General features: G+C 54.1%; 27 protein-coding genes and 1 tRNA gene. 15 read left to right on the forward strand and 13 right to left on the reverse strand.

The genetic code is table 11. The annotated features are described in order from the left end of the window. Nucleotides 1–35 precede the first annotated feature (35 nt). On the reverse strand, nt 36–1,409 hold the full coding sequence (locus tag P9L94_07330; GenBank protein MDP8243876.1) for a glycine--tRNA ligase: 1,374 nt from the start codon (nt 1,407–1,409) through the stop codon (nt 36–38). 142 nt (nt 1,410–1,551) lie between these two features. Here P9L94_07330 and P9L94_07335 point away from each other — a divergent pair, with 142 nt between their 5' ends. Further along, nucleotides 1,552–1,875, forward strand: coding sequence for a hypothetical protein (locus P9L94_07335; protein MDP8243877.1), 324 nt, complete (start codon nt 1,552–1,554; stop codon nt 1,873–1,875). A gap of 8 nt (nt 1,876–1,883) precedes the next feature. Here the strand turns inward: P9L94_07335 and P9L94_07340 are convergent, their stop codons facing one another. Together P9L94_07340 and P9L94_07345 are read right to left on the reverse strand one after the other, a co-directional pair. Then, nucleotides 1,884–2,207: a DNA-binding transcriptional regulator gene (locus tag P9L94_07340; GenBank protein MDP8243878.1), complete on the reverse strand. Its 324-nt coding sequence runs from the start codon at nt 2,205–2,207 to the stop codon at nt 1,884–1,886. Next, on the reverse strand, nt 2,204–2,572 hold the full coding sequence (locus tag P9L94_07345) for a type II toxin-antitoxin system RelE/ParE family toxin (GenBank protein MDP8243879.1): 369 nt from the start codon (nt 2,570–2,572) through the stop codon (nt 2,204–2,206). The genes P9L94_07340 and P9L94_07345 overlap by 4 nt, the downstream gene beginning before the upstream one ends. Before the next feature lie 237 nt (nt 2,573–2,809). Between P9L94_07345 and P9L94_07350 the strand changes: the two genes are divergently transcribed. After that, nucleotides 2,810–4,132, forward strand: coding sequence for a DUF1593 domain-containing protein (locus P9L94_07350; GenBank protein ID MDP8243880.1), 1,323 nt, complete (start codon nt 2,810–2,812; stop codon nt 4,130–4,132). Here the strand turns inward: P9L94_07350 and P9L94_07355 are convergent. Both P9L94_07355 and P9L94_07360 read right to left on the reverse strand, forming a co-directional pair. After that, a complete protein-coding gene (locus tag P9L94_07355; protein ID MDP8243881.1) occupies nt 4,102–4,452 on the reverse strand; it encodes a type II toxin-antitoxin system RelE/ParE family toxin in 351 nt (116 codons plus the stop codon). The genes P9L94_07350 and P9L94_07355 overlap by 31 nt on opposite strands. Continuing rightward, entirely contained in the window at nt 4,452–4,742 is a 291-nt protein-coding gene (locus P9L94_07360) for a type II toxin-antitoxin system Phd/YefM family antitoxin (protein ID MDP8243882.1), read from the reverse strand. Before P9L94_07360 ends, P9L94_07355 begins: the two co-directional genes overlap by 1 nt. Before the next feature lie 173 nt (nt 4,743–4,915). Here P9L94_07360 and P9L94_07365 point away from each other — a divergent pair, with 173 nt between their 5' ends. Continuing rightward, nucleotides 4,916–5,884, forward strand: a complete 969-nt coding sequence (locus P9L94_07365; GenBank protein MDP8243883.1) for a metalloregulator ArsR/SmtB family transcription factor — start codon at nt 4,916–4,918, stop codon at nt 5,882–5,884. A gap of 4 nt (nt 5,885–5,888) precedes the next feature. On the opposite strand, the gene lpxD is transcribed toward P9L94_07365, so the two are convergent. Then, a complete protein-coding gene (lpxD, locus tag P9L94_07370) occupies nt 5,889–6,689 on the reverse strand; it encodes a UDP-3-O-(3-hydroxymyristoyl)glucosamine N-acyltransferase (GenBank protein MDP8243884.1) in 801 nt (266 codons plus the stop codon). A gap of 430 nt (nt 6,690–7,119) precedes the next feature. Beyond that, complete coding sequence (locus P9L94_07375; GenBank protein ID MDP8243885.1) at nt 7,120–7,569, reverse strand: dTDP-4-dehydrorhamnose 3,5-epimerase family protein; 450 nt, start codon at nt 7,567–7,569, stop codon at nt 7,120–7,122. An 88-nt stretch (nt 7,570–7,657) separates the two neighbouring features. On the opposite strand from P9L94_07375, the gene rfbD reads away from it, so the two are divergent. Then, nucleotides 7,658–8,527: a dTDP-4-dehydrorhamnose reductase gene (rfbD, locus tag P9L94_07380; protein ID MDP8243886.1), complete on the forward strand. Its 870-nt coding sequence runs from the start codon at nt 7,658–7,660 to the stop codon at nt 8,525–8,527. 144 nt (nt 8,528–8,671) lie between these two features. Beyond that, on the forward strand, nt 8,672–9,418 hold the full coding sequence (locus P9L94_07385) for a ComF family protein (protein ID MDP8243887.1): 747 nt from the start codon (nt 8,672–8,674) through the stop codon (nt 9,416–9,418). A gap of 6 nt (nt 9,419–9,424) precedes the next feature. Here P9L94_07385 and P9L94_07390 read toward each other — a convergent pair whose 3' ends face one another. Continuing rightward, nucleotides 9,425–11,497, reverse strand: a complete 2,073-nt coding sequence (locus P9L94_07390; GenBank protein MDP8243888.1) for a WD40 repeat domain-containing protein — start codon at nt 11,495–11,497, stop codon at nt 9,425–9,427. Between the two features lie 147 nt (nt 11,498–11,644). Beyond that, nucleotides 11,645–12,658, reverse strand: a complete 1,014-nt coding sequence (locus P9L94_07395) for a Gfo/Idh/MocA family oxidoreductase (protein ID MDP8243889.1) — start codon at nt 12,656–12,658, stop codon at nt 11,645–11,647. Nucleotides 12,659–12,870: 212 nt separating this feature from the next. Here P9L94_07395 and P9L94_07400 point away from each other — a divergent pair. The 3 genes from P9L94_07400 to P9L94_07410 all read left to right on the forward strand — a co-directional run bounded on the left by P9L94_07400 (nt 12,871) and on the right by P9L94_07410 (nt 15,158). Beyond that, a tRNA-Leu gene (locus P9L94_07400) sits at nt 12,871–12,953 on the forward strand. A gap of 39 nt (nt 12,954–12,992) precedes the next feature. Then, entirely contained in the window at nt 12,993–14,363 is a 1,371-nt protein-coding gene (locus P9L94_07405) for a sulfatase-like hydrolase/transferase (protein ID MDP8243890.1), read from the forward strand. A 135-nt stretch (nt 14,364–14,498) separates the two neighbouring features. Further along, on the forward strand, nt 14,499–15,158 hold the full coding sequence (locus tag P9L94_07410) for an endonuclease III domain-containing protein (GenBank protein ID MDP8243891.1): 660 nt from the start codon (nt 14,499–14,501) through the stop codon (nt 15,156–15,158). Here P9L94_07410 and P9L94_07415 read toward each other — a convergent pair. After that, nucleotides 15,155–16,345 carry an SH3 domain-containing protein gene (locus tag P9L94_07415; GenBank protein ID MDP8243892.1) on the reverse strand — a complete coding sequence of 397 codons (1,191 nt, stop codon included), beginning with the start codon at nt 16,343–16,345 and terminating at the stop codon, nt 15,155–15,157. The two genes, P9L94_07410 and P9L94_07415, sit on opposite strands and share 4 nt — an antisense overlap. Before the next feature lie 169 nt (nt 16,346–16,514). On the opposite strand from P9L94_07415, the gene P9L94_07420 reads away from it, so the two are divergent. Further along, the gene (locus tag P9L94_07420; protein ID MDP8243893.1) at nt 16,515–18,209 is read left to right on the forward strand and encodes a glycoside hydrolase family 9 protein; all 1,695 of its coding nucleotides are present in this window, start codon (nt 16,515–16,517) and stop codon (nt 18,207–18,209) included. Between the two features lie 9 nt (nt 18,210–18,218). On the opposite strand, the gene P9L94_07425 is transcribed toward P9L94_07420, so the two are convergent. Beyond that, nucleotides 18,219–18,425, reverse strand: a complete 207-nt coding sequence (locus P9L94_07425) for a hypothetical protein (protein MDP8243894.1) — start codon at nt 18,423–18,425, stop codon at nt 18,219–18,221. Nucleotides 18,426–18,639: 214 nt separating this feature from the next. Here P9L94_07425 and P9L94_07430 point away from each other — a divergent pair, with 214 nt between their 5' ends. The 5 genes from P9L94_07430 to P9L94_07450 all read left to right on the forward strand — a co-directional run bounded on the left by P9L94_07430 (nt 18,640) and on the right by P9L94_07450 (nt 22,415). Continuing rightward, on the forward strand, nt 18,640–18,918 hold the full coding sequence (locus tag P9L94_07430; protein MDP8243895.1) for a BMC domain-containing protein: 279 nt from the start codon (nt 18,640–18,642) through the stop codon (nt 18,916–18,918). A gap of 147 nt (nt 18,919–19,065) precedes the next feature. Continuing rightward, complete coding sequence (gene pduL, locus P9L94_07435; GenBank protein MDP8243896.1) at nt 19,066–19,740, forward strand: phosphate propanoyltransferase; 675 nt, start codon at nt 19,066–19,068, stop codon at nt 19,738–19,740. A 27-nt stretch (nt 19,741–19,767) separates the two neighbouring features. Beyond that, nucleotides 19,768–20,643, forward strand: coding sequence for a hypothetical protein (locus P9L94_07440; protein MDP8243897.1), 876 nt, complete (start codon nt 19,768–19,770; stop codon nt 20,641–20,643). A 39-nt stretch (nt 20,644–20,682) separates the two neighbouring features. Continuing rightward, nucleotides 20,683–22,119: an aldehyde dehydrogenase EutE gene (locus tag P9L94_07445; GenBank protein ID MDP8243898.1), complete on the forward strand. Its 1,437-nt coding sequence runs from the start codon at nt 20,683–20,685 to the stop codon at nt 22,117–22,119. 5 nt (nt 22,120–22,124) lie between these two features. Then, nucleotides 22,125–22,415 (forward strand): hypothetical protein, encoded by a 291-nt coding sequence (locus P9L94_07450; GenBank protein MDP8243899.1) that lies wholly within the window; start codon nt 22,125–22,127, stop codon nt 22,413–22,415. 207 nt (nt 22,416–22,622) lie between these two features. Here the strand turns inward: P9L94_07450 and P9L94_07455 are convergent, their stop codons facing one another. Further along, on the reverse strand, nt 22,623–23,603 hold the full coding sequence (locus P9L94_07455) for a phosphotransferase (protein ID MDP8243900.1): 981 nt from the start codon (nt 23,601–23,603) through the stop codon (nt 22,623–22,625). 96 nt (nt 23,604–23,699) lie between these two features. Next, the gene (locus tag P9L94_07460; GenBank protein MDP8243901.1) at nt 23,700–23,891 is read right to left on the reverse strand and encodes a hypothetical protein; all 192 of its coding nucleotides are present in this window, start codon (nt 23,889–23,891) and stop codon (nt 23,700–23,702) included. Nucleotides 23,892–24,013: 122 nt separating this feature from the next. On the opposite strand from P9L94_07460, the gene P9L94_07465 reads away from it, so the two are divergent. Next, nucleotides 24,014–25,075 carry a DUF3179 domain-containing protein gene (locus tag P9L94_07465; GenBank protein ID MDP8243902.1) on the forward strand — a complete coding sequence of 354 codons (1,062 nt, stop codon included), beginning with the start codon at nt 24,014–24,016 and terminating at the stop codon, nt 25,073–25,075.

The raw sequence follows: 25,075 nt of genomic DNA on the forward strand, positions 1-25,075 counted from the left end.
ACGCGCCCGCGCCTTAGATGAAATTATGTGATTTGTTAACTGCGCGGTTTCGACATCTCTTCAATTTGATCGGCGACGGCGGCCTTCAACTGGTCGGCGCTGACGCGGGTCTGCTCCATGGTGTCGCGGTTGCGAATGGTGACCGCGTTATCATCGAGCGAATCGAAGTCAATCGTGACGCACAGCGGCGTACCAATTTCGTCCTGGCGGCGGTAGCGCTTGCCGATGTTGCCCGCTTCGTCATATTGGACTTTATACAATCCGCGCAGGTCTTTTTCGATCTTGCGCGCCATTTCAATCTGCGGGTCTTTCTTAAATAATGGGAACACCGCCACCGTCACGGGCGCAACCTTGGGCGAGAAACGCATGACGTTGCGTTCTTCCATTTCGCCCTTGTCGTTAGGCGCTTTGTCGATGTCGTAGGCGTCCGACAAAATCACCAGAAACGTGCGGTCAACGCCCGCCGACGACTCGATGACGTAGGGCACATACTTTTCGTTGGTGCGGTCGTCGCGGTATGACAGGTCTTTCTTTGAAAATTCCATGTGGCGGTTGAGGTCATAATTGGTGCGGTTGGCGATGCCCTCTAACTCTTGCCAACCCATCGGGAATTTATATTCCACATCGTAACAGTCGTCAGCATAATGGGCGAGTTCGTCTTTGTCGTGTTGACGCATACGTAGGTTTTCTTCCCGCACGCCAATAGAGACATACCACTTTTTGCGTTCTTCGAGCCAATACTCAAACCACTTTTTTGCTTCGTCTGGATGCGAGAAAAATTCGAGTTCCATCTGCTCAAATTCGCGCTGACGGAAAATAAACGACTTGGTGGTAATCTCATTCCGAAACGATTTTCCGGTTTGCGCGATGCCAAAGGGGACGCGCTGGCGGGTGGTCGTGACCACATTTTTAAAATTGGGAAAAATGGTCTGGCAGGTTTCAGGGCGAAGATAAGTGATGTTCGCCGAATCTTCGACTGGGCCCCAATGTAGTTTAAACATCAAGTTGAAGTCTTTGGGTTCAGTCAGCTGGCCGCCGCACTCATGCGGGGTTTTGCTGGGCTTTTGCGGGCATTGCTCTTCGCCGATCTTGTCAGCGCGAAATCGGTGGCCGCAGGTGTTGCAAATAATCAGCGGGTCGTGGAATCCTTCGACGTGACCGGAGGCTTCCCACACGCGCGGGTGGGTAGTGACGGCGCCGTCCATGCCGACTACGTTTTCGCGATCAGTGACCACCGATTTCCACCACGATTGCTTGATCGAGTTTTTGAGTTCAACGCCCAGCGGGCCGTAATCCCACGAGGCGGCGAATCCGCCGTAGATTTCACTCGAGGGGAACACAAACCCCCGTCGTTTGCATAACGAGACGATTTCACTAAGCGAGGGTTGCGGGGAAGCGGAGGCGGTCATGTCGGGTTTTCCTTCTGGCTGAATTATTTCTTCAAAAAGTTGAATTTACGCCGATAATGAAGCAGAGAACGTCCGTCCATTGACCGGAAAACAATAGTCTATCGCTGCGGCGAAGACTCGAAAAGAGGGAGGCGGAAAACCTGTGAGTTTACGTGACGAATTGGTTGAGTTGTTTGGCGACGAGGCGGTGCGCATGGCGGAGATTCAAGAAATTCTGGCGCAGCGCTATATTCAAAAGAACCCCATCGAAGTGCGCCAGGCGATCCAGAAATTTGAAAAATTAAAAAACCTCGACAAACAAAAAGCGTATATAGAAACCTTCAAGCCCGAGATGAGCCGGGCGTTTATCTGTGCGCTCTTGTTAAATTCCGCCTCGAAAGTGGTTGCCGACCTTGGCACCCGCGCCGTGCTCGACAAGCGCATGAACCGCGCCGTCCTCGGCGGCAAAATCATTCCGAGGCGGTGAGAATGAGATTACGCAATCGTTTCTAAGCCTTTATCTTTTACGAGCTGAAGTAGTTTAAGTGACGGGCCGGTTGGGTGTTTGTCGCCGCGCTCCCATTTACTGACTAGCCCGGTCGTGACATTGAGATGTAGCGCAAATACTGCTTGGCTGACACGTTCGCGCAATCGGATTTCACGAATTTCATCAGGCGAAAGCGGCGCAACCGAGGTCAAACACATCGCATCAAATTCTCTCAGCGTTTTCTTATCCATCACGCCCGACTGGCTTAGGTCAGACGCGGTTTCATGAATTGCACCAAGAATTTTGCTTTTATATTTTTTTGCGGGACTCATTTTTTCACCTCAATTAGCGCTCCATGGTCTACTGCCAATTTCAATTGATCATCATCATAATTCAACATTTCTTTCGCTAACGCTTTAAACGCTTTCAGTTCAATTGGGCTGATGTTGTCTAGTTCATTTTTGGCAAAGCCGTATACATAAAACGCTTTATCTTCGAATCGAAGCAAGACTATAGCCCGGTATCCTCCTGATTTTCCTTGGCCCGATCGTGATAGTCGTTGCTTAATAACTCCACCACCCAAATCAGCATCAACTTGGCCTTTTTCAATTTTTTCTATTGCAGCAGCAAGTTGCGAATCTAAAATTCGTTCTTTCTTTACAAAGCGGCTGAATACTTTGGTTTTAAATATTCTCACTGTTGACGCCTTTTCAAGTTGTACATATATTCTATGTCACTGAGTGATACAAAGCAAGTAATATTGGTTTGACTCAATTGCGGTCCGCAGATAAAACCGCGCCGTTCCCGGCGGCAAGATCATTCCGAGGCGGTGAGGTAATGGATTAACAATTTAGTCCATTCGTTTATTCTCATTGCGCCCTGCTTTTGTATTTGTCATAATGTAGATGATCTATAATTTTTTGCAGCGGGAGAAATGATGAAATTCCAACCTTTCTACAAACTTTTTATCGTAATCACTTTTTCAGTCATCTTTTTATATCCCATACAAGCCAAGCCGCGCGTCATCGTTACAACTGACGGCGAAATTGACGACCGCTGTTCGATGGTGCGGTTTCTTCTTTACGCAAACGAATTCGATGTAGAAGGATTAATTCTATCCAGCTCGAAATATCACTGGGTAGGTAATACGTGGGCCGGCGAAGAGTGGATTGATCATCAATATGATTTATACAAAGAAGTGTATCCGAACCTGCTGTTGCATGATCCTGAGTTTCCGTCTCCGCTTGATTTGCGAGAAAAAACCTTTGTCGGAAACATAGACGCCGAAGGCGAGATGGAGAAAGTCACTCGCGGTTCTCAACATATCGTTGACGTGTTGCTCGGTGACAAGAAAGGCCGGGTTGATCTTCAAGCCTGGGGCGGCACGAATACCATCGCCCGCGCTTTGAAGACCATTCAAGAGAAGCATCCAGACCAAATGGAGCGCGTCTCTCAAAAAGCGACCCTCTATCTCATTCTAGACCAAGACAAAACCTACAGAGAGTATATTCAACCCAACTGGCCCAAGTTGCAGACTATTATCAGCAAGCAGTTTGGCGTCATCGCCTATCGTTGGGAACAGTCGATGCCTAAGCAGTTTCATCCGTATTTTGACGCTGAATGGATGAGAGAAAATATTCTTGAAGGCCACGGCCCTTTGTGTGCGAGTTATGAAGCGCGAAAAGACGGCGCGTTTCGTTCAGAGGGCGATTCGCCTGCGTATTTACATCAAATCCCAACAGGATTAGTGGGCAGCCATGAACCCTATTACGGCGGCTGGGGCGGACGCTTTCAGTTAGAAAAAGGCTCAGAAAATACTTGGGTGGACGCCAAAGACGACAATGACCGCATCAAACCACTGTGGCGATGGGCGGAAGATTTTCAAAACGACTTCGCCGCCCGCGCTGACTGGTGCGTCAAACCGTTTGGTGAAGCGAACCACGCCCCGCATCACGAGCATAAGTCGCTTGTTACGCATGGAACCATAAGCCCGGGAGAAACAAAAACGCTGAAAGCGTTTGAAGTTCAAGACCCAGACGGGGACGAACTCTCATATCACTGGTGGATTTATGACGGCCCCAGCGGCGACATAGAAGGAATCAAGATCAAAGACGCTGATACGAAAAAGGCCACGTTCATTTTTCCTGACAAATTACAAGAAGGTAAAACCGAATACCATATTATGTTAACAGTCAGAGACGATGGCGACCCAAGCCTCGCGACCTATCAGCGCTTTGTTCTCAAAAAATTGGAATAGAAAGAGTCTCGATCTGGCTCGATTTGTTCTTGAGCGCAATGACGCACATGAAGGATATGCACATTCATGTGTTGAATGGTAAATAAAATTCGGTAGACGCCCCGCTTTTTTCCATACATCAACTGACGTATTTCTTTTTGGAATGCGCCATTTTCTGGCGCCAATGAACAACGCTCAGGAAACCCTTCTAATGATTTGGCTGCTTTTACGAGAGAGTGGAGCCATTGCTCAGCGCGGGTTCGTGATTCTTTGGCAATCCAAAGAAATGCGCGTTCCAGATCGTCTTCCGCAGGCGGCTCAATGATGACGGTGTATTTCATTATTCGGTTGGGATATCAAACTTACTCGCAAGCCGTTGTAATACTTCATCCGCAGGGCGGCCTTTGCCTTGCTTCATAGATTTCAGTCCGCGCTCTATGCCTTCAATGGCTTCTAGGCGGTCTAACAGGTTGAGTATTTTTTGATAGGATGCCGCATCTTGAACGACAACTTCAGCCTTGCCGTTAACGGTCAATACTTGGGGCAGTCCGGTTTGCTTGATGTGTTCTAACACCGATTTGGTGTTGCGCTGAAACTCTGAAAGAGAGCATATATTGTCTAAGTTTAACATACGATATCACCATGTAATTAGATGTTAATTGCATGGTACTTGGGTATGAGATTCGAAACAAGTTTCTTTTAGTAAAAGTCTTTGCCGCCGTTTGATCAAAACTCACTGTCGCTTGACCCGGTCGTCACGATCCATCATGATATATGCATATATCCGAATGGACGCATGAATGTATGACGACCCACGCTGATCCCGTGAAAATCTGTAAGGCGCTCTCTGATGAGACGCGTCTGCGCCTGTTGTGGCTGCTCGATCAACATGAGCTGTCCGTCAATGATATGGTGGATATTCTCGCTTCGACTCAGTCGCGGGTGTCGCGCCATTTGAACGTGCTGAAAGAATCAGGCTTTCTCGAACTGCGCCGCGAAGGCACTTGGTCGTATTACCGTAAAGCCGAAAACGGCGCCATGCCCGCAGAGGCCCATCAAGCCTGGGATATGATTCGCGCTTGGGCCAATGAAAACGCTACCGCTGCGGACGACCATAAAAAACTGCATGATGTTTTAGAACGCAAACGCAAACAAAGCCGTCGCTTTTTCGGTCAACACGCCGACGAGTGGGACGATATCCGCGCCCGCATCTGCGGCGACCTGGTCACGCTGCAATCGTTGGAGTCGCTGGTCCCGCCGCAGTTGGTGGTTGCCGACATTGGTTGCGGGACAGGGCATATTCTGCTGACGCTGGCGCGAGTGGTGCACAAAGTGATCGGCGTTGATAATTCAAAAAAGATGCTGGCGCTCGCTGAAAAGAACGCTAAACGCGCCAAGTACAAAAACGTCGAACTGCGTTTTGGCGATATGGAAAACCTGCCGTTCAAAGATAACGAAGTCGACGCGGTGTTCGCGGGGTTGGTGTTACATCACGCGCCCGATCCGTCGCTGGCGATTTCAGAAATGGCGCGAATCGTGAAACCGGGCGGCGCGGTCACCATTATCGACTTGCAGCGGCACTCCGAAGAATGGCTGCGCGACGAACTCGCGCATAGTTGGTTGGGGTTTGAGGAAAAAGACATGGCCCGGTGGTTTGAACGGGCGGGGTTATCAGGCGCGCGTTGGATCGAAGGTCTCTCGGCGCCAATCGTCGCAGAAAAAAATTCACAGCAAGACCGATTAAAAAGTTTTGTGTTTTACGGCAGAAAGTAGCGGATTATTTCGCTGAACCGTTACGATTTTTCAGTTTATCTTCGATGTCGTTCAAGCGCCGCACAAACTCGCTCAATCCGTCCACATATCCACGGAAGGTCGTGTACTGATCGTTGGTCATGGCGGGTGCGCCCACCATCACCGCCCCGTTGGCGATGTCTTTGCTCACGCCGGAGCCGTCTTTGATTTCGGCGCCGTCGCCGATTTGAATATGGCCGACCATGCCGACGCTTTGGCCGATGTTAACTTTTGCGCCGATTTTGCAACTGCCGCAGATGCCGGCGCCGTCGCCGATGGTTGTTTTTTCGCCGATGGCGACATTGTGGCCTACTTGCACCAGTGCGCCGATTTCTGCGCCATTTTCAACCACGGTGCTACCCAGGGTAGCGCGGTCAATGGTCGAGTTGGGGCCGATGTGTACGTTGTCTTTCACGACAACAGACCCCACTTGAGGCACTTTATAATTCACGCCGTCTTCTTGTTTGGCGTAACCAAAGCCGTCGCTGCCAATCACAACGCCGGATTCAATCACAACACGGTTTCCGATTTGCGTTTTTTCGCGCAGGGTGACGAAGGGATGCAAAATTGATTCATCGCCGACGATGCAGTCTTCGCCGATGTAAGCGCTGACTTGAATCACGGCGCCGCGACCAATGCGCACGTTTTTTTCGATAACGACATTGGCGTGAATGACAACGCCTTCCGCCAGTTGAACGCTTGGATCAATTACTGCAGTTGGATGAATCTGGCAGTAGTCGTCAGAATTTGCGGAAGTGATCTCCGAGATAGCCGTCATTGATTTCATCTGATACCTTCCCCCTGCTGTTGCGCCTGCCAGAGGTCAAATACGCCTGGTTTTACGTTTTGCACCCGTTCTCTAAGCAATGCGCACATAGTAATAACAACCTACCAATGAAACAGATTCTTCCCTTACAGCCAGAGTTCCCAAAATATATTAGGTTTATACCCAATTAGTCCATCTAAAATCACATATAAATTACACTAACCGTATTTTTCATTATAGGCAAACAGTCAAGCGTCTGCAATAAACTTTATTCGGAAATTTCAAAATATGAACCGCTCTCATCGTCAGGCCATGATATGACGCTTAATTATAACACATTTTCTGAAGAATCAAAACTACTTAAACGCAGTGTTAATAACTGGTTATAAGTAATTTGGCTCCGTGCTGGCGCTTCGGCGTCATCCACGCCGCGACGGGCTGCCGCCATCCCTTACCGGTTTTCAATTGACCAAACATCGTCAAAAGCGTCGACGGGCGCCCGAATTTCATCCGGCTCATTTACGTTATATGGCTCGGTCGGCATGTTCAGTAAGTAGGTTTCCGCCGAGAGCGACATCTGACCATGCCACACCATCGGGGGGATAGTCAAGAGCGCATCCAGCCCGTCGGTTCCCAGGGCAACGGTTTGGTATTGCCCTTTGGTGGGGCTGCCGTCGCGGTCGTCATACAACGCGACTTTTGACGTGCCGGAGACGACGTAAAAATGGTCGGTTTGTTTTTGATGTTTATGCCAGGCTTTGATGCAGCCGCTGCGCAAAAATGAGATGTACGCCTGGCCGAAGCCTTGGTAATGTTCGTCGTCGTTGCGCAACACTTCGACCAGGAACCCCCGGTCGTCAGCATGACGATTGAGCCGAATCAATTTGACGCCGTCGATCATTCAATCAGACCTCATGTTTTAGAGTGATTTGGGTTATCGTACATCGGGCTTCATCATCCACAAAGAGACTCTTGGGAGGTTTAGGCGAATGCATGTGATGATCGTGGGCGCGCGCGGCCAGTTGGGGCGCGACCTCGCCGCCGCATTTTCCGATTGTCAGGTGACTCTGTATGATTCGGAAGATATGGATATCGCCGATGAAGCCAAGGTGCAGCAGCAGGTTTCGTTCATCGGTCCTGACCTGATTATCAATAGCGCCGCCTTCACTCGCGTCGATGATTGCGAGCGCGAACATCAACGCGCCTTTCAAATCAACGCGCTGGGGCCGCTTCACCTCGCCTTGGCCTGCAAGCGCTGGAACGTCCCGCTGGTCCACATCAGCACTAACTACGTCTTCGATGGCGAAAAAGGCGCGCCCTATCACGAAAACGACGTCACCCGCCCCATCAATGCCTATGGCGTCACCAAGCGCGCTGGCGAAGAATATATCCAATATACCTGGGCCAATAGCGCCATTGTGCGCGTGTCAGGATTGTTTGGATTGTCGCCCAGTCGCATGAAAGGCACCAATTTCGTCGAAGCCATGCTGAGGCTCGGCAAAAAAGGGGCGCCGTTGCGCATCGTCAGCGATGAATACGTCTCGCCGACCTTCACCCAAGACGCCGCCGCGCAGGTCCGCCGCCTGGTCGACCGCGAAGACCGGGGCGTGTTCCATTTGTCGAACCAGGGGCAGTGTTCGTGGTTAGAATTCGCCCAGGAAATTTTTCGCGGCGCGGGCTTGTCCGTCAATGTGGAGCCAGTCACCGCCGAGCAATACGGCGCCCCTGCGAAGCGTCCCCGCAATTCAAGTTTAGACAACCAAAGATTCAAAACGCTTGGCTACCCCGACATGCGTTGTTGGAAGGAAGCCTTGAGCGACTATCTCGCCCAGCGCGAAACGCAGGCGACGGTGAAGTAAAACTTGGCCCGCTTCGGCTTGAAATTTTAAATAGAAGCAATCTCGTTTTTTAGCGCAAAAATGCAAGATCGCCGCGTCGGCCTTCAGCCTCCTCGCGATGACACGTATGTTTATGAGATACGTTCTATTAAAAGCGAATTTATCATGCCTCTTGCAACCGCCCATGCATTATTTCAAACGCTGATTGACTTAATTTACCCGCCTGTTTGCGCGGGATGCGGCGGCGAGGTCGCGGGAACCGGCCCGCCCGTCTGCGAAGCGTGTTTGCTCTCGGCGCCGCGTATTGAGAAACCGTTGTGCCAAACCTGCGGCGCTCCGGGAGAAAACCCACACGCAAAACACTGCCCCGAATGCCCTGAAAAAGCCCACTACCACCGCGCCCGCGCTGTGCTCGATTATCAAGATAAAACCGTGAAAAAACTGATTCAGGGTCTCAAATTTCACTACCAAACGGGTTTAGCGGTTCCGCTTGGGGATTTAATGCTGGAGGGATTCAACCAGTATTTCAAAGATGAACAATATGACGCCATCGTTCCGGTGCCGCTGCATCGAAAGCGAAAGCGCCAGCGTGAATTCAACCAGGCGACCTTGCTCGCACAAGCGATTCAGCGCGAGCATAATCTGCCCATGATCGAGAACGCTGTGATGAGAATTCGACACACGAAACCGCAAACTTCAATGACGCCATTGAAACGAAAAACCAATGTGCTTGGCGCGTTTGCGGTGAAAGACGCAAGCGTAATCCAGGGCGCTCAACTGTTGCTGGTCGATGACATTTATACGACGGGAAGCACCACCAATGAAATTGCGCGGGTGTTGATTGAAGCCGGGGCCAAACACGTCGATGTGCTGACTCTCTCGCGTTCACTGATGAACCTGTATCGTAAGTGAGAGTGACTACGGCGCGGCGTCGCCCCAGACGCGCATGAATAACAGCAGGTCGAGCGAATCGACGAAGTCGTCTTGGTCGAGGTCGTGCTTCTCTTCAAAGCGGCGCCATCCGGTTGCGAACTCAAACAAGTCGCTCGCGCCAATTCGTCCGTCGTTGTTGAAATCGGCTTGCGAGCGCAGTTGCGAAAGCGGGTCGGGCGTCGGAGTCGGGACGTATGGTTCGACCAAGTCTGAGATGTCCCAAACGCGCGCGGCGCCGTCTACGCTGCCAGTCAGAACGCGTGTCCCGTCCGGCGAGTAGTCTACCGATTGCACCCAATGACCGTGACCAGCGAAGGTCCGCATGGCTTCGCCGGATTGCGCGTCCCACAAAATGGCGGTCTTATCTTCCGACGCGGTCAAAACGGTTTTGCCGTCAGGGCCAAAACGGGCGGCGTCTACTTTGCTTTGGTGTCCGTTCAGGGTCAGCGTTTCGGTTCCGCTCGCCGCGTCCCAAATCTTGGCGGTCTTGTCCCAGCTGGTGGTGAGAATACGTTGCCCGTCGGGCGAGTAGGCCGCATCGGTGACGGCAAAGGTATGCCCCAGCAGCGTACGGATTCGCTGTCCGGTTGCGATGTCCCACAAGCGGGCGCTGTTGTCGAGCGCGCTGGTGACCACTTGGGCGCCGTCCGGGCTGAATTGGATCGAAGTCAGCCCCAGCGTATGACCGGAAAACGCTCGCACCAACAGGCCGTCGGGCAATAAAAACATACGCCCGAAATTGTCGCCGCTGGCGGTAACCAATAGTTCGCCGCCGGGTGAAAAACTCACGCCGTTGACCACGCGGTAATGGTCGCTCAAGTCAGCGATTATTTGTTGCGTCGCGAGGTCCCACACAATGGCGTGATTGTCTTTGGAACCCGTGACGACGTGTTGCCCGTTGCGGTCGAGTTCCATTGAGATGATCTCGTCTGTATGCCCGCGTAGGATGCCCACCACCACGCCGCGTTCGATATCCCAGATGTGAACATCGCCGTCGAGTTTGCCGAGCAGCGCTTGGGTCCCGTCGTGGGAAAACCGGGCGACGTTTACCCCGCCGAATCCGCCGTTTTGGGTGACGAAGTAAAGTTTCTGAGGCGGGCCTCCGTTCGCGTTCCAACGGATGGCGACTCCGGCGTCGCCGCCAGTAATGACTTGGGTTCCGTTGTTATAAAACACGGCGGTTTGCACGGTGTTGGCGTGTCCGGCGAATGTTTTGAGCAGCGATCCGTCGGCGACGTTCCATCGTTTGGTGAAGCCGTCTTCGCTGGCGGTCAACACTTCGGCGCTATTGGGCGAGAACGCGACGGAGGTAATGTCGGCGCTGTGGGCTTCGATGGTGCGTTCGAGCGTGGGGCCGTTGAGGTTCCAGATTAACAGGTTGGACTCGCTAACGGTTGCCGCCCGGCTGCCGTCGGGTGAGAAGGCGACGGCAAATACATACCAGGTGTGCGCATCGAGCGTGTGTAAAAGTCTGCCGTTATCGACATCCCATATTCGGGCGGTTTTGTCCCAGCCGCCAGTGATGATTTGTTCGCCGTCGGGTGAAAACGCGATGGCGTCAATGCGTCCAATCTCTTCACCGCTGAGAAGAAACGCCTGTTGTGGATTTCCGTTGCGGGCGTTCCATAAAAAGGTGGAGCCATTTTCGCCGCCAGTGGCGACGAAGCGCCCGTCGGGCGAGAACGCAGCGGCGGAGACCTCACCTACGTGGCCTTCGAGCGTCTCTAATAACTCGCCAGTGTTGGCGTCCCAAATTCGGGCGAGGGCGTCGTTTCCACCTGTCAGAACGCGGCTGCCGTCGGGCGAGATGGCGATGCTATTCACTTCGCCAAGGTGGGCGATGAGGTCGTGTTCGATCTCTCCGGTTTGCGTGTTCCACACAAACGCGCCGAATGCGCGGTTGGCGGTCGCCATACGCGAGCCGTCGTCAGAAACCGCAATGCCCATAAACGGCGCCGAGCCGAGCAGAATTTCACCAGACGGCCCGTGAAAGGTCCGCGCATCAGCGCTGGCGAAAATCCCCAATAAACAAACAGACAAGCAAATCCGCTTCAGCATCAAAGTTCACCAAAATCACAAGAAGTCAATCAACGTCCGACAGCGTGTTATTGCACAGGCGCTCACAGAAAGGCGCCCATGCCGTTGGATGAATCCCCCTAGCCTCTCTTAATTCGCCACGGCCAGGGGGGGATCAACAAAGCAACTTTACAATGAAACAATTTTGTTTTTGTGATGAGATTCATACGCGCCCAGCGCAACCCGCACTGCGGCGGCGCCAGCGTGTACGTCGCAGTCTGGCTGTACGCCTTTACGAACGCATTGCAAAAAATATTTCATCTGCGCAGGCCAACCGCCGTCGAGCGCATTTTTAACTAGCATCGCGCGTTTCTCTTTGCGGTTGCCCGCCGGGTCAACGGAACCGACGATGCGCACGGTGGTATTCTTGTTGTAGTCGACCTCAATCGCCGCTTCGCTGCCCATGATCTCGATCCCGGCGAAGCCCTGCTTGCTGGTCCAACCCGCTTCGGCGTATCCCAAGGCGCCGCTCTGGAATTGGAACTGCATGATGACGTTGTCTTCCATCGGGATTTTATGTTGAAGGGTCGCCGTGATGGCGCTGACTTTGGCGATGGGGCCGTAAAGCCATTGCGCCAGATCAATGGCGTGGATTCCCATATCAAACAACGCGCCGCCGACCGCTTGGGCGGGGTTGAAAAACGATTTCGACATCATCCAGTCTTTGGGGCCTTCATGCGCGAACCGCACCCGAATCATGTACGGCTTGCCGATCTTGCCCGCTTCGATTTGCTGCTTGGCTTTTTGGGTTCCCTTATAGAAGCGGTTTGAAAACGCGGTCATAAACAAGACGTCCGCCTGTTTGGCGGCGCGTAAAATCTGGTCGATTTCTTTTTTGCTGGTGCATAGCGGCTTCTCGCACAAAACATGCAGGCCTTTTTGTAAGGCCATGACGGCGTGTTCGGCGTGGAACGCGTTGGGCGAGGTGATGCTGATGCAATCCGCCGATTCGCGCTTCAGCATGTCATCGACGGAAGCGTAGGCTTTGCCGATTTTGAATTTCTCTTGCGCCGACTTGCGGTTTTTGGGGCTGGGGTCGGCGACGGCGACGATTTCGCAGTCTTTGTCTGAATCATATCCCAACAGGTGGCAGTTATGGGCGATGGCGCCGCAACCGATGACCAATGCGCGAACTTTTTTCATTTGGTATTCTCCTTAAGCAAATCGGATAGACGATGCGTAAACTGACCGCTTTTGTCAAGCTGTTTTTTGAAGAAGATGAAACTGCTTTACCCCTCTGTAATTTGAGATGACGCAGTCTTTCATGAGTAGAGAATATCCATTTTAAACATATTCCTTAAAAACACGTCAAAACCATTCACGTGAACAGGCTTTTTGACTAAGATTATAGCGCTGGCCGGGTGGTGGAATGGTAGACACGAGGGATTTAAAATCCCTTGGCGGCAACGTCGTGCGGGTTCAAGTCCCGCCCCGGCTACAGCAGCCTCTCTAACGCCGGAAAGGACGCGCCGATCTCATGTCTAGCATCGACCGCCGGACGTTTCTTCAATCCGCCGCGCTGTCGGCGCCGCTGCTTTCCCGCTTGTCTCACGCTCAAGAAGACGACGCTCCGCGCAAAGCCAACATCGTGCTCATCATGGCCGACGACCTGGGCTATGGCGACCTTGGTTGTTATGGCTGCGATGACATTCAGACTCCTAATATTGACCGCATCGCTGCGCAAGGCGTCCGCCTGACCGATTATTACGCCTCGGCGCCGGTGTGTACGCCGACGCGATGCGCACTGATGACGGGGCGCTACCAGGCGCGTTGCCCTAACTTGGAATGGGCGCTGTACACGGGCGTCAACACTGTTGGCCTGGCGCCGACCGAAACCACCATCGCAACCATGCTCAATAAAGCAGGCTTCGCGACCGGGATGTTCGGTAAATGGCACTTGGGCGAGCGCGAAGAATGGCGCCCCAACCAGCACGGCTTCGACGAGTTTTTCGGGCATCTGGGCGGCAACCTCGATTATTTTGAACACCGCATCGCAAACGGCGCCCCCGATCTCTACGAAAACAATGAACCCGTCCAGCGCGACGGGTATATCACCGATCTCATTACCGAACGCGCGGTCGATTTTTTAGAACGCAAAAGGGAAGCGCCGTTTTTCGCCTACGTCGCCTACAACGCGCCCCATTGGCCCATGCAGGGGCCGGACGACCAAGATAAGAAAGTCGTGCAAGGGAAAAACTGGGTCGAGAAAGACCGCGCGACTTACATCCGTATGGTTGAGCAAATCGACGCAGGCGTGGGTAAGATTCTCGACCAGCTCAAAGCAAGCGGGCTGGAACAAAACACGCTGGTGGTGTTTTGCAGCGACAATGGCGGCGACCGCTCTTCGCGCAATACGCCGTTGCGCGGGCAAAAAGGCCACCTGTGGGAAGGCGGCGTCCGGGTGCCGTGCGTGATGCGTTGGCCGGGGGTGTTGCCTGCGGGCGGGACCAATTCGCAAGCATCCATCACCATGGACCTCTCGGCGACGCTGCTCTCCGCCGCGATGGTGAGGCCCACCCGTAAACTCGACGGCATGGACCTGTTGTCCTACCTGACGGGATACCGTAATCCAGTTGAACAAACCCTGGTGTGGCGTAATACATTTCGCAACCAGCGCGCCGTACGTTGGGGCAAATGGAAATGGCTCGAAATTGACGGCAAGGAAATGTTATTCGACTTAAAAAAAGACATCGGCGAAAGCGAAGACATCTTGCAGCGCTTTCCCGACATCGCCCATTGGCTGCGTGAAATCTTTGGTCAGTGGGAACGCGCCATGCCTTACAAACAAACCCTCTTCGGCAACGACCTCCACAACATCACCTCGCCTGACCAAGGCGCGACGTTGTAGCCTAACAGGCTTGGGTGCATCTCTGCTTAATAGACCAGGGGGAGGGCGAACCTCCTGGTGAGCCGCTTGGACTAATTGATAAATAATCCCACATCTGTTCTATCAATCAAAAAATCACGATAGTGTGTTCTCACCATGAAACCCGACTTGCTCAGAATCTATAAAACCTTGCGGGCGCATTTTGGTCATCGCGACTGGTGGCCGGGCGACGGGCCGTTAGAGATCGCCGTCGGCGCCATTCTCACCCAAAACACCAATTGGAAAAACGTCGAAAAAGCCATCGCGAATTTGAAGCAAGCCAAGGCGCTGTCGTATCGCGTATTGCGCGACATCGAAACCGAAGCGCTGGCGCAACTCATCCGCCCGTCGGGGTATTTCAACCAGAAAGCAAAAAAACTCAAAGCGTTGATTGATTTCATCGAACGAAATTACAACGGCAGCCTCAAACGATTGTTCGCGCAAGAGACCCAAGCGCTGCGCGAAGGTTTGCTCAGCGTGAAAGGCATCGGCCCGGAAACGGCGGATTCCATATTGCTCTACGCGGGCGGGCATGTTTCGTTTGTGATCGACTTGTATACCTACCGCGTCCTCACCCGTCATGGCTGGATCAGCGAAGACGCGACTTACAGCGATATGAAAGAACTATTTGAAGGCGGGCTGCCGCGCGAGATGGATTTATACAATGACTATCACGCTCAACTGGTGGCGGTCGGAAACAACTTTTGCCGCAAGACGCCCAAATGCGAGGGATGCCCGCTGGAAGCGCTTTTGCCAAACGGTAAACGTATGGCTTAAGCGTCGATCATCACCAGAGTGCCTCGCGAGGGGCCGCGCTGCACCACAAAGCCAAAGCGCACCGTCTCGTCTTCGGGCGCAATCAGTTTATATGACCAGTTAGCGCCAACGCGCTCGCCCAGCATGGTCAACATTTCCACGCCGATAAACGCAACGCCAATTTCTTCGGGGAACCCGGCTTCTAACAATTTAACGGAACCGTCGATGCGGTCGCGTTGGTAGATGCTTTCGCCCCGGTATTGGTCGGCGGATTGTTCGAGTTTTTGGGCGTCGCGATGAAAGATAATCAGTTTGGTCATGCCTGAACGCACCAACCGTTCGTCGCGTACCACAAATTGAATTTCTTTCGGGCCGGAAGGGCCAAACGCCCGCTGGGCTTCAACCGGTTGGCCGGCCTCGCGGTTTTCGACGACGGCGATCTGCGGCGCGTACGCGGCCTGGTCGTTCAACGGTTGCAAGTATTCGGTGCTGCACCATCCGGCGACGCCGCTTCCGGAGAGGACGCGGCTCCATGCGTCGCGTTCTTCAATGCGGACCACGACGTCATCTTTGCGAAAGCGGCCTAAGACGCGATAGACATCGCCGGGGGCTTCGCGTACATTCACCAAGTCGCCCGTCACCAGACAAACCTGGCGATTCATTGGCGCAATAAAGTTGGGATGGATCCACCCGTCTTCGCCTTCGATGGTTTTGGCGTGCAGCCAACCGTCGACAAATTCAATTGCGAGTAAAATCGAACGTCCCGGCAGCGATTTGCCAGGGAAACTCAAACTCGGCCCTTCGCGAAATCGCACTCCCGCGCCGCTGACCTGATAGACATCGCCCTTGGGAACCATCACCGGCAACAACGGCATGGGGCCGGATTCTTGTATGGTTTCAATCGGGGGCGTGATTGGATTTTCGCTCATGCCTGGTTGGGTCGCATTGACCACGCTTGTGGCGTAAGTTGGTATCGGCGCGATATATTCCGCGCTGCCGCCGCGAATGATCTCGATGACATCGCTGCGCCGGATTTTGACTTGAATCGCCAACTCGCCGGGAACTTCAACGACATAGTCTTCCGTCGTTTCGCCGACGATCGTCCCGATGACCTGGTCTCCGTTTCGCAACAGCAAAGTATCCGCCGCCGCAGCCAGAGCAAACGTAAGCGTTATCAGGCAACACAGTCCAACACGAACAGAAAACATAGTCAGAATCCTTTTGGGATTTGTTATCATTGAGGCGACTCCGCCGTAAATATCGTTATTGCCGCAACGACTGCACGGCGTCTCTATTCACTTTAACGATGGTATCATATAAACGCAACGATAATGAATAGCAGAATCGGTTAGCCCGCAAAAAAAGGACGGACCACAGATGGCCTTGCGAACTTGTTGCTGTTGCTTCATATCGTTCTTGTTCAGCGCGGGCGTTTTTGCCGACGATGGCCCCGTCTCTCCGGCTGTTTTTGTGAATCAATCAGCGTATGTGGCCGGGCATTCAAAAATCGGCCTGGTTTCTTCTAGCATTGCCTTGCCGTTTACGGTTTGGAACCTGCAAACCGAATCGCCCGTGTTGCGAAGCCAATTGATCTTGCGTGAGCCGAATCACGCCGCATCGGGCGTTCATGTCTGGCAGGCGGACTTCAGTATCGTGAATGCGACCGGCGTTTATGCGATTGACGTTCCCGGCTTGGGGCGGTCTCATCCCTTCTCGATTAGCGCATCGCCGCCAAAGGCATTGGCGCAACGCGCTCTAAACGCATTCTATTTTTTACGCGAGGGCGCCGGGTTCCCGAAACCTATCGCGGGTGACTGGGCGCGCAAGGCGCAACCAAGCCCTGCGGCGCTGGTGTATCCCCCGACGGCGGAGCCTAAATCGTTTTCATTGGGCGGCGGCTGGCATGACGGCAGCGACGCCGGGCGGTACGTCCCAAGCGGCGTATATGCGGCGGGTGTATTGATGACGCTGCACGAGTGGCTGCCCCAAGTGTTTGAAGACGGGTCGTTGTCGGTTCCCGAGGCGCATAACGGCGTGCCGGATATTTTGGACGAAGTGCGCTGGGAAGTGGAATGGCTATTTTCGATGCAAACCTCAACGGGTTCGGTTTATCACAAGGCGACCGCCCTCGCGCCCGACCAACCCGAAAAAGCGCCGCTCTATTTGTTTGCGCCGTCGACCGCCGCCTCTGCGGGCGCGTGTGCGGTGTGGGCGAAGGCGTCGCGGTTGTATTCGCCCTATGATGCGACCTTTTCCGCGCAGTGTTTGAACGCAGCGGTGCGCACCTGGCAGTGGCTGGAACTCACCCCGAACGATGGGGGGTTCAGCAATCCAACTGACGTGAAAACCAAGGCGTATGCAGACGCTGACGACAGCGATGAACGCTTGTGGGCGGCGGTGGAACTGAGGCGCGCGTTGAATGACGAGCGGCTGGACGCCGTGATTGCAGCGATGGTCGAAAAGCGCGTCCCGTTGTTGTATGCGTCGGGCTACTGGGGGGACGTGACGCCCTTGGCGGCTGCGGCGATTGTCAGCGCAACCGAAATTGAAACGTTTGAAAAACTCAGTGACGAGGTGCGCAGCGATTTGCGTTCTCTGGCGGATAGTCTGGCCGAAAAAACCGGAGAGGACGCGTTTTTATTGACGCTGGATGCCGATGGATTTACCTGGGGATCAAACGGCGCCGTATTGCGCAACGCGATGATCTTACTGCTCGCGCAGTTGGTGGAGCCGGAGCCGCGCTACGGTCACGCGGCGCTCGAACAAATGAATTATCTCTTGGGGCGCAACCCCGTGGGGATGAGTTACGTCACCGGGTTTGGCGAGGCCTCGCCTCAGTCGCCTTATCAGTGGCAGCGCTATGCGGGGGGCGGCAAGACGCCTATCCCGGGATTGATCGTCGCGGGGCCGAACCAGTCATTGAATGACGGCGTTCTCAAGACGAATTTCAGTGCGTCGTCTCCCCCGGCGACGGCGTACAAAGACGACTCCGCCAGTTTTTCTTCGAACGAATTCACCATTGACTGGAACGCCGCCCTGGTGTTTGTCGCCACGGTATTGAGCGAGCGCTAGCGGATTTTTTTACGCATGTTCTGAATTTCCTCTTCTGGCGCTTGCTGCGCCGTCCCCCCCCTTATTAAGGGAGGCTAGGGAGGATTTGCTATTTTCATCCTCGCGCCCTCCCACAGCCCGCTCGATTCTGTTTTGTTCAATTGCATCAAGGCGCTGCTGGTTGCCGTTGGTATTGTAGGCCAGTGCGAATTCGACTTCATCATCAACCCAATTCACTTGATGCGTCGTCGCCTTATTTCAAAACACGTCATTTTTATCCGTGCTATTTGATCGGTTTTGGGGCGATTTCTCTTTGTTAATTCAACGTTTATGGGCTGGTCTTGCGCTTGACGGGGCATAGGGAATTCGGTAGCCTTGAGGTTCCAATATTGATTGGGAAATTCAGAAAAACCATCCGAATTCATTTCGGATTCTCAGGGAGGACGTACCCGTGGAAGGTAAAGCCTTAGGATTAGTCGAAACCCGCGGTCTGGTCGGCGCCATTGAAGCCGCCGACGCCATGGTCAAAGCCGCCAGCGTTACATTGGTTGGCAAAGAAAAAATCGGCGGCGGTTTTGTGACCGTCATGGTGCGCGGCGATGTCGGCGCGGTCAAAGCAGCCACCGACGCAGGCGCAGCAGCGGCCCGCAAAGTGGGCGAAGTGGTTTCCGTACATGTGATTCCACGTCCGCACAGCGACCTCGAAGCCATTCTGCCGACCAAACCGTAACCCGGTCGGACGACGCGCCTGGGTCGTCTCCAAACAATTGCGATTGTTAAGGCAACGTCCAAGCGCGGCTACATTGCCGCGCTTGGTTTTTTGTCTGGTTCGTGATGTTTTCTTTTGCGAGCGCCTAGCGCGGAGGGAGAGCGCCGTATGAGCTTACCGCCAAATTCCGACGCCTTGGTCGAACAAGTGGTGCGCCGCGTGGTTGCGCGTTTGCAGGGTGCAAGTGCGCCCGTTGCGCCGCAGCAACGCATGACGGTTCCATGCAACATCTCCGTACGCCATATCCATCTCTCACGCGAGTCGATGGATGTTCTCTATGGGCGCGGTGCTGAACTGGAACCGATGCGACCCTTATACCAGACCGGCGAGTTTGCCTCCAAGCAAACTCTGACGTTGGTGGGGCCGCGGATGCGCTGCCTCGGCGAAGTGCGCATTCTGGGGCCGCTGCGCAAATACACCCAAGTTGAGGTCTCGCGCACCGACGCCATCTATCTGGGCATCGACCCGCCTGTGAACCGCTCCGGCGATCATAACGGCAGCGTGGGGTTGATCCTGGTCGGCCCGGCAGGGGTGTTGCACCTCGAAAAAGGCGTGATCCAGGCCAATCGCCACATTCATCTGTCGGTCGAATCGGCGGCGAAGTGGGGCATCGCAGACAACCAGAGCGTGAAGGTCCGCGTGGAAGCCAACGGTAAGAAGACCGTGCTGGAAGAATGCCAGGCGCGGGTCTCTAAACTCTTTAAAGACGAAATGCACCTCGACACCGACGACGGCAACGCCTGCGGGCTGCGCGGCGGCGAGAAAGTCGAGATTCTGCTGTGATATTCGCAGCGAAATGAATAGCCTTTTATGAACAACTCCGACTTGGAACGCATCATCATTGACGAAGTAATGAAAGCGTTGTCTGAGCAGCGCGGCGACGAGACCCTGTTGCCCGCGCCGCAAAGCGAAACGCTGGACGCCGACGCCTGCAAAAGCCCGGCGTGTTCGTGCGAAGCGGAGCCGCAGGAAGAATGCGCGTGTCCGCCCAAAGGCGACGGCCCGGCGGTGTTGGTTATTTTCACCGGAGCGCGAGAACCCTGGCAGCCCAACGTCGATGCGTTTCAACAATGGATTGGCGAAGGCGTCCAGATTGACGCCGTGTTTTCACCCGACGCTGTCGGCGCGTTTTCTATCGATGAGCTGAACGCCCTGGGCATTCGCTTGATCGATCGCGTTGACGAAATTCAAGCCATGCGGCAAGACATGGGGCGCTATGCGGCGGTATACATGCCGTCGGTGTGCCGTAACCACGCCGCCAAACTGGCGCTGGCCATTACCGATGACGCCGCGCTGAAAATCACCATTGCCGCGTTGGCGCACAAGGTTCCGGTGATTGCATCCAGCGAAGGCCTCGATAAAGACGCCTGCATCATTTTCGGCAACAACGTGCCGGGCGTGCAGGACGTTCTCGACAAATACCGTATGCAGTTGGGAACCATGGGCGTGAAGTTATTGCCCACATGCGACGCGGTAGACAAGGTACTTTGTACCGCGTGTAATAAAGCCGATAACGAAAGTTCTGAACTCATTACTTGTGTGGTGACTGAAGAAGACGCCGCCAAATTGAACGGCCCCGTGGTCAAAGCGGCGCGCGGCGGGCTGATTACCCCGCTGGCGATGGAATCGCTGACCCGGCGGGGCATCGAAGTCGTCATTGTGCCGCCGCAGCAAGCCGCGCATTGACGCAACAAAGAGCGAATTTTTAAGGGAGACTTTTGACCCATGGACGAACAGCGAATCGCCGATATTGTTCACCGCGTACTCGGTGAGCTGCAAAACCAGCCTGCGAGCGCGCCAGCGTCGAGCGGCCACACCCCCACCTGCATGGGCGGCGCGGTCAGCGGAGGGCGCGACGGCGTGTTTGAAAATATCGAAGACGCCATCGCAGCAGCGAAGCGCGCCTTTCAACAATTTCGCGTCGTCCCGCTCAATGAGCGAAAGAAATACATCAAACTGATTCGCGAAGTCTCCCATCAACATAACGACGAATGGTCTCGCTTCACCATACAAGACACCAAAATGGGGCGCGTCGATCATAAAATTTTGAAGAACGGCATGGCGGCGAACTTGACCCCCGGCGTTGAAGACCTCGAAACCCTGGCGGTCACCGGAAGCCGCGGCCTGATGATGGAAGAATACGCGCCCTTCGGCGTAATCGGCACCATTACGCCGACGACGAACCCGGTCGCGACGGTGATTAACCACTCCATCGCCATGTTGTCTGCGGGCAATACCATCGTCTTTGGTCCGCACCCCAACGCGGTGGCGTGCACGCTGCAATCCATGCAGGTGATTAACCGCGCATTGACCGATGCAGGCGCACCAGCGAATTTAATGACCTCCGTCGCGGAGCCGAGTTTGCGCACCGCCAAAACCATTATGACTCACGACGACATCAGCCTGCTTGTCGTGACTGGCGGGCCTGCGGTTGTTCGCGCCGCCATGGAAAGCCCCAAACGCGCCATCGTCGCCGGGCCGGGCAATCCGCCCGCCGTGGTGGATGAGACCGCTGATATTCAGAACGCAGCAGTGAGCGTGTATGAAGGCTCCTGCTTCGACAACAACTTACCGTGCATTACAGAGAAATCGTGCTTCGTGGTTTCGTCGGTCTTTGACGAATTTATCAGCGCGATTCGTCAGCGCGGCGCCTACCTGTTAGACCGGGCGCAGACTGAGACGCTGACCCGCGCCTTGATTACGCCTGACAATCACGTCAACAAAGATTACATCGGCAAAGACGCCGCCGTGGTTGCGCAACAAGCGCTGGGGCTGAGCGTCCCCGCGAACTGCGAACTGCTCATCGCCGAAGTTGACCGCAACCACCCATATATTGTGCATGAAATGATGATCCCGGTGTTGGGCATGGTCCGGGTCAACTCGTATGAAGAAGCCATTCAAGCGGCGTTTGAAGCCGAGCACGGCTTTGGTCACACCGCCATTATTCACAGCCGACGCATTGACCGCATCACCGAGTTCGCCCGATTGATGAACTGCAACTTGTTCGTGGCGAACGCGTCCTGCGGCGCCTGTCTGGGCAACGGCGGCGAAGGCTATACCGCCTTCACCATTGCGGGCAAATCGGGAGAAGGCCCTTGCACACCGAAGACCTTCAGCCGCAAACGTCGCTTCGCCATCGCTAAAGACATGCGTTTCGTTTAGTCGCGATGTCTTTGCAATCAGCGCATCAGTTTGATCCACATTCAAATGCTGCGTTCGATGAAATTCAAACCTTATTGCCAAACCACGCCGTCGCGGTCTCACAAGAACCCGGCGGCGTTCGTGTATCCATTTCAAGTGGAAAATTATTTTCTGATTCTGACCTGGGGCGTTTGCTGTTAATCAATGCCAAGTATCGCGACAATGATCTCATACTGCGCGTCAGCGTCCCGCCAAGCCTCTTTCAACAACTTCAATCTCTCGGCATCGAGCGCATCGTATGGGTGGATGAGGCGTGAGGGTTGCGTAAGGCAGCGAGAGTAAAGCGTAAATGCGTCTCTCTTCGTTTCGGTGTAGGCTTTCAGTCCCTTTTTGTACAGGCGCTCACAGAGACGCCCACGCGTTTTCTGCATTACCTGCGATCCGCCGGAGGACAATCTCTTTTCAGTATTTTCTGGATTATTTCGTTGCGCTCGCGATGATACTTGACGGCGGTTGTACTTCGCCTACCCGAATTGTTGATAGACGCGGTCGCGCAGCCAGTCTTCCTGGTCGAAGAGTTGGGTTTGCAGGCCGGCAATCGACTCGAAGCCTTTGGCGTCCAGGCTGCGCAGCCATCGGCTGAGCGCATATTCACGCAGCGCCGCCGCGCCTTCCCAAAAACTGATGTCTTCGAGCGTCGCGCCAAGTTCCTGCACATAGCGGGCGAGGAAATAATTGGCGAGAGTACGGTCATTGATGCGTTGCAGCGAAAGCGAGGTGTAGGCGGCGTCCCAACGCGGGTCGCCGAAAGCGGCGTATTCCCAATTGGTAACGCAACGCACCTGGCCGCGGTTAATCAGCAGGCAGTCTAAATCCAGACGCCCATGCAGCATGACGTAGGTACAGTCGTTGATGTGAGCCATCTGGCTTCGGCATTCATCAAAACAAGCGTTGAGTTTCTCGTCTTCGAGCGGCTGGATGCGCGGTTGAATTTTATCGAACAGATCGGTCAGATGCACCGTGGGGATCAACGGATGGGTGGTCGGCGTTTGCAGGTGCATCTGCGCCATCCACACCGCCAAGGTATCGACGACATGCTCTTGCATGTGCGACAGGCTGTCTTCGCGCTCCCACCAGAAATAACCGTCGCCGGCGTCCATCAAAATAAAGGGGCGCCCAAACGGGCGGCGAGACGGGCTGTAGGTGTATGGAAACGGCACTGCCAATCCGCTCTGGTAAACATGGCGCATGGCGGAATATTCTTTGGTGATCTTGAGCGGTTCGGTACCTTCCCAGAGAGAAAAAAAGCCGTATTGCAAGCGCAAGACAATATCGGTTTGCGCGTCGTCTGAGGTCAGGGTGAAGGCGTATTCTAAATGAGGAAAGATGCGGTGAATGCGCGGGGTCAGGTTTTTGATCTGTAAGGTCGCGTCGGTAAAAACGCCGCGACACACGCCTAACAGCGCGTCTTCCAGCCAGTCATACGATACATGGGTCTGCGTCATGCCATTCCCTATTGCTGTTTGGTTCCCACGCGCAAAGATGGTCTTTTATATTGTCGGCGCCAAAACGGTAGACTCGAGCCGAATTTTATCACAACTTCATTCTTCGACCAGCCCGCGTCGCCGCGCTTCGATGCTGAGTTGATTGAGGCGAGTCATCATGGTGCGCAACTCGGGGCGGCTGGCGCTGTCTTCGCCGCGCTCAATTTTCTCTTCTTGCGTATGCAGTGTTTGGCGCAGCGTGGTGATTTCGGCTTGTAATTCTTGATCGCTTAGCGACTGCGCGTTCATGCCCAAGACTCCCGTTAATGGTATTATGGCGGATTTATATCATTAAAACGAGTATTTTTTTTGCAACAGAACTTGGCCCGATACAATGACGCTAGACGCAACCGCAAAGGATGTAAACCAAGATGGGGCTTTTTTGTTCGACGAAATCGTTTTGGCCGCAGGGACGTGAACTCTATGTTGCGCTCGGCCTGGTCGGCGTGATTGCCGCTACATGCTATTTTAATATCTGTTTCATGTGCGACAAAGTCGAACAACAAGCCATGGCCGCCGCCTCAAGCCCGCCCGTGTTTGACACCGAAACGGCTTCGATCGACACACATCAAATTTTTGCTGGCGGTCCGCCCAAAGACGGCATCCCGGCGCTTACCGATCCCCGTATGCTCCCCGCTGTGAAAGCAAGTTTTATGGAAGCGGAAGACCGCGTGGTTGGTGTCGAATTTGACGGCGAAGCGCGGGCCTACCCGCTGAAAATTCTACAGTGGCATGAAATTGTGAACGCTGAAACCGGAGAAACGAGTTTTGCGGTTGTGTATTGCCCGCTGTGCGATTCGACTACCGTGTTTGACCGCCGCGTGGACGATGAGGTGTTAGAGTTTGGCGTGTCCGGCCTGCTCTATCAAAGCAATGTACTGCTATATGACCGCCAGGCCGAGCCGGACGATGAAAGCCTGTGGTCGCAAATGCAAGGCGAGGCCGTCGCGGGCAAGCGCACCGGACAGCCGCTGGCGTTGTTGCCGCACCAACTGGTTACGTGGCAAGAATGGACAGACGCGCACCCGGATACGCAGGTGTTATCCAACAAAACCGGACACAAACGAAACTACCAGGGCAATGTTTACCAGGCCTATTTTGACGGCGATAATTTAATGTTCCCCATCAATCATCACGACAAACGCTTGCCGATCAAACAACCCGTGCTTGGGCTGTTCAGTAATGGCGAGAGCAAGGCCTATCCATTGGCGATGATGAAAGAAGGCTTTGAGATTAGCGATGAGGTTGGCGGCGAGAAGGTCGCCTTAAAAAAACTTGGTAATGATCGAGTTTGGGTCGAAGCAGGCCCGGCGGTAGAAGTCGTCCATTCATTCTGGTTTGCATGGAGTACGTTCTATCCCGAAACACAGATCTATGACGGCAGTGCGATTCAAGTGGCTGACGGAAATAGCCAGATGAAAGACGCCCGGTAG

The sequence above is a fragment of the Candidatus Hinthialibacter antarcticus genome (assembly GCA_030765645.1).
In the GTDB taxonomy this organism is placed as follows: domain Bacteria; phylum Hinthialibacterota; class Hinthialibacteria; order Hinthialibacterales; family Hinthialibacteraceae; genus Hinthialibacter; species Hinthialibacter antarcticus.

Bases quoted from the DNA above. Each gene is read 5' to 3' on its own strand.
- P9L94_07330 (MDP8243876.1), bottom strand. From the start codon at position 1,409: ATGACCGCCTCCGCTTCCCCGCAACCCTCGCTTAGTGAAATCGTCTCG.
- P9L94_07385 (MDP8243887.1), top strand. From the start codon at position 8,672: ATGCCTCTTGCAACCGCCCATGCATTATTTCAAACGCTGATTGACTTA.
- P9L94_07455 (MDP8243900.1), bottom strand. From the start codon at position 23,603: ATGACGCAGACCCATGTATCGTATGACTGGCTGGAAGACGCGCTGTTA.
- P9L94_07350 (MDP8243880.1), top strand. From the start codon at position 2,810: ATGATGAAATTCCAACCTTTCTACAAACTTTTTATCGTAATCACTTTT.
- P9L94_07440 (MDP8243897.1), top strand. From the start codon at position 19,768: ATGAACAACTCCGACTTGGAACGCATCATCATTGACGAAGTAATGAAA.
- P9L94_07375 (MDP8243885.1), bottom strand. From the start codon at position 7,569: ATGATCGACGGCGTCAAATTGATTCGGCTCAATCGTCATGCTGACGAC.
- P9L94_07460 (MDP8243901.1), bottom strand. From the start codon at position 23,891: ATGAACGCGCAGTCGCTAAGCGATCAAGAATTACAAGCCGAAATCACC.
- P9L94_07340 (MDP8243878.1), bottom strand. From the start codon at position 2,207: ATGAGTCCCGCAAAAAAATATAAAAGCAAAATTCTTGGTGCAATTCAT.
- pduL (MDP8243896.1), top strand. From the start codon at position 19,066: ATGAGCTTACCGCCAAATTCCGACGCCTTGGTCGAACAAGTGGTGCGC.
- P9L94_07360 (MDP8243882.1), bottom strand. From the start codon at position 4,742: ATGTTAAACTTAGACAATATATGCTCTCTTTCAGAGTTTCAGCGCAAC.
- P9L94_07405 (MDP8243890.1), top strand. From the start codon at position 12,993: ATGTCTAGCATCGACCGCCGGACGTTTCTTCAATCCGCCGCGCTGTCG.
- P9L94_07415 (MDP8243892.1), bottom strand. From the start codon at position 16,345: ATGTTTTCTGTTCGTGTTGGACTGTGTTGCCTGATAACGCTTACGTTT.
- P9L94_07365 (MDP8243883.1), top strand. From the start codon at position 4,916: ATGACGACCCACGCTGATCCCGTGAAAATCTGTAAGGCGCTCTCTGAT.
- P9L94_07465 (MDP8243902.1), top strand. From the start codon at position 24,014: ATGGGGCTTTTTTGTTCGACGAAATCGTTTTGGCCGCAGGGACGTGAA.
- P9L94_07390 (MDP8243888.1), bottom strand. From the start codon at position 11,497: ATGCTGAAGCGGATTTGCTTGTCTGTTTGTTTATTGGGGATTTTCGCC.
- P9L94_07410 (MDP8243891.1), top strand. From the start codon at position 14,499: ATGAAACCCGACTTGCTCAGAATCTATAAAACCTTGCGGGCGCATTTT.
- P9L94_07395 (MDP8243889.1), bottom strand. From the start codon at position 12,658: ATGAAAAAAGTTCGCGCATTGGTCATCGGTTGCGGCGCCATCGCCCAT.
- P9L94_07450 (MDP8243899.1), top strand. From the start codon at position 22,125: ATGTCTTTGCAATCAGCGCATCAGTTTGATCCACATTCAAATGCTGCG.
- P9L94_07355 (MDP8243881.1), bottom strand. From the start codon at position 4,452: ATGAAATACACCGTCATCATTGAGCCGCCTGCGGAAGACGATCTGGAA.
- P9L94_07420 (MDP8243893.1), top strand. From the start codon at position 16,515: ATGGCCTTGCGAACTTGTTGCTGTTGCTTCATATCGTTCTTGTTCAGC.
- lpxD (MDP8243884.1), bottom strand. From the start codon at position 6,689: ATGAAATCAATGACGGCTATCTCGGAGATCACTTCCGCAAATTCTGAC.
- rfbD (MDP8243886.1), top strand. From the start codon at position 7,658: ATGCATGTGATGATCGTGGGCGCGCGCGGCCAGTTGGGGCGCGACCTC.
- P9L94_07445 (MDP8243898.1), top strand. From the start codon at position 20,683: ATGGACGAACAGCGAATCGCCGATATTGTTCACCGCGTACTCGGTGAG.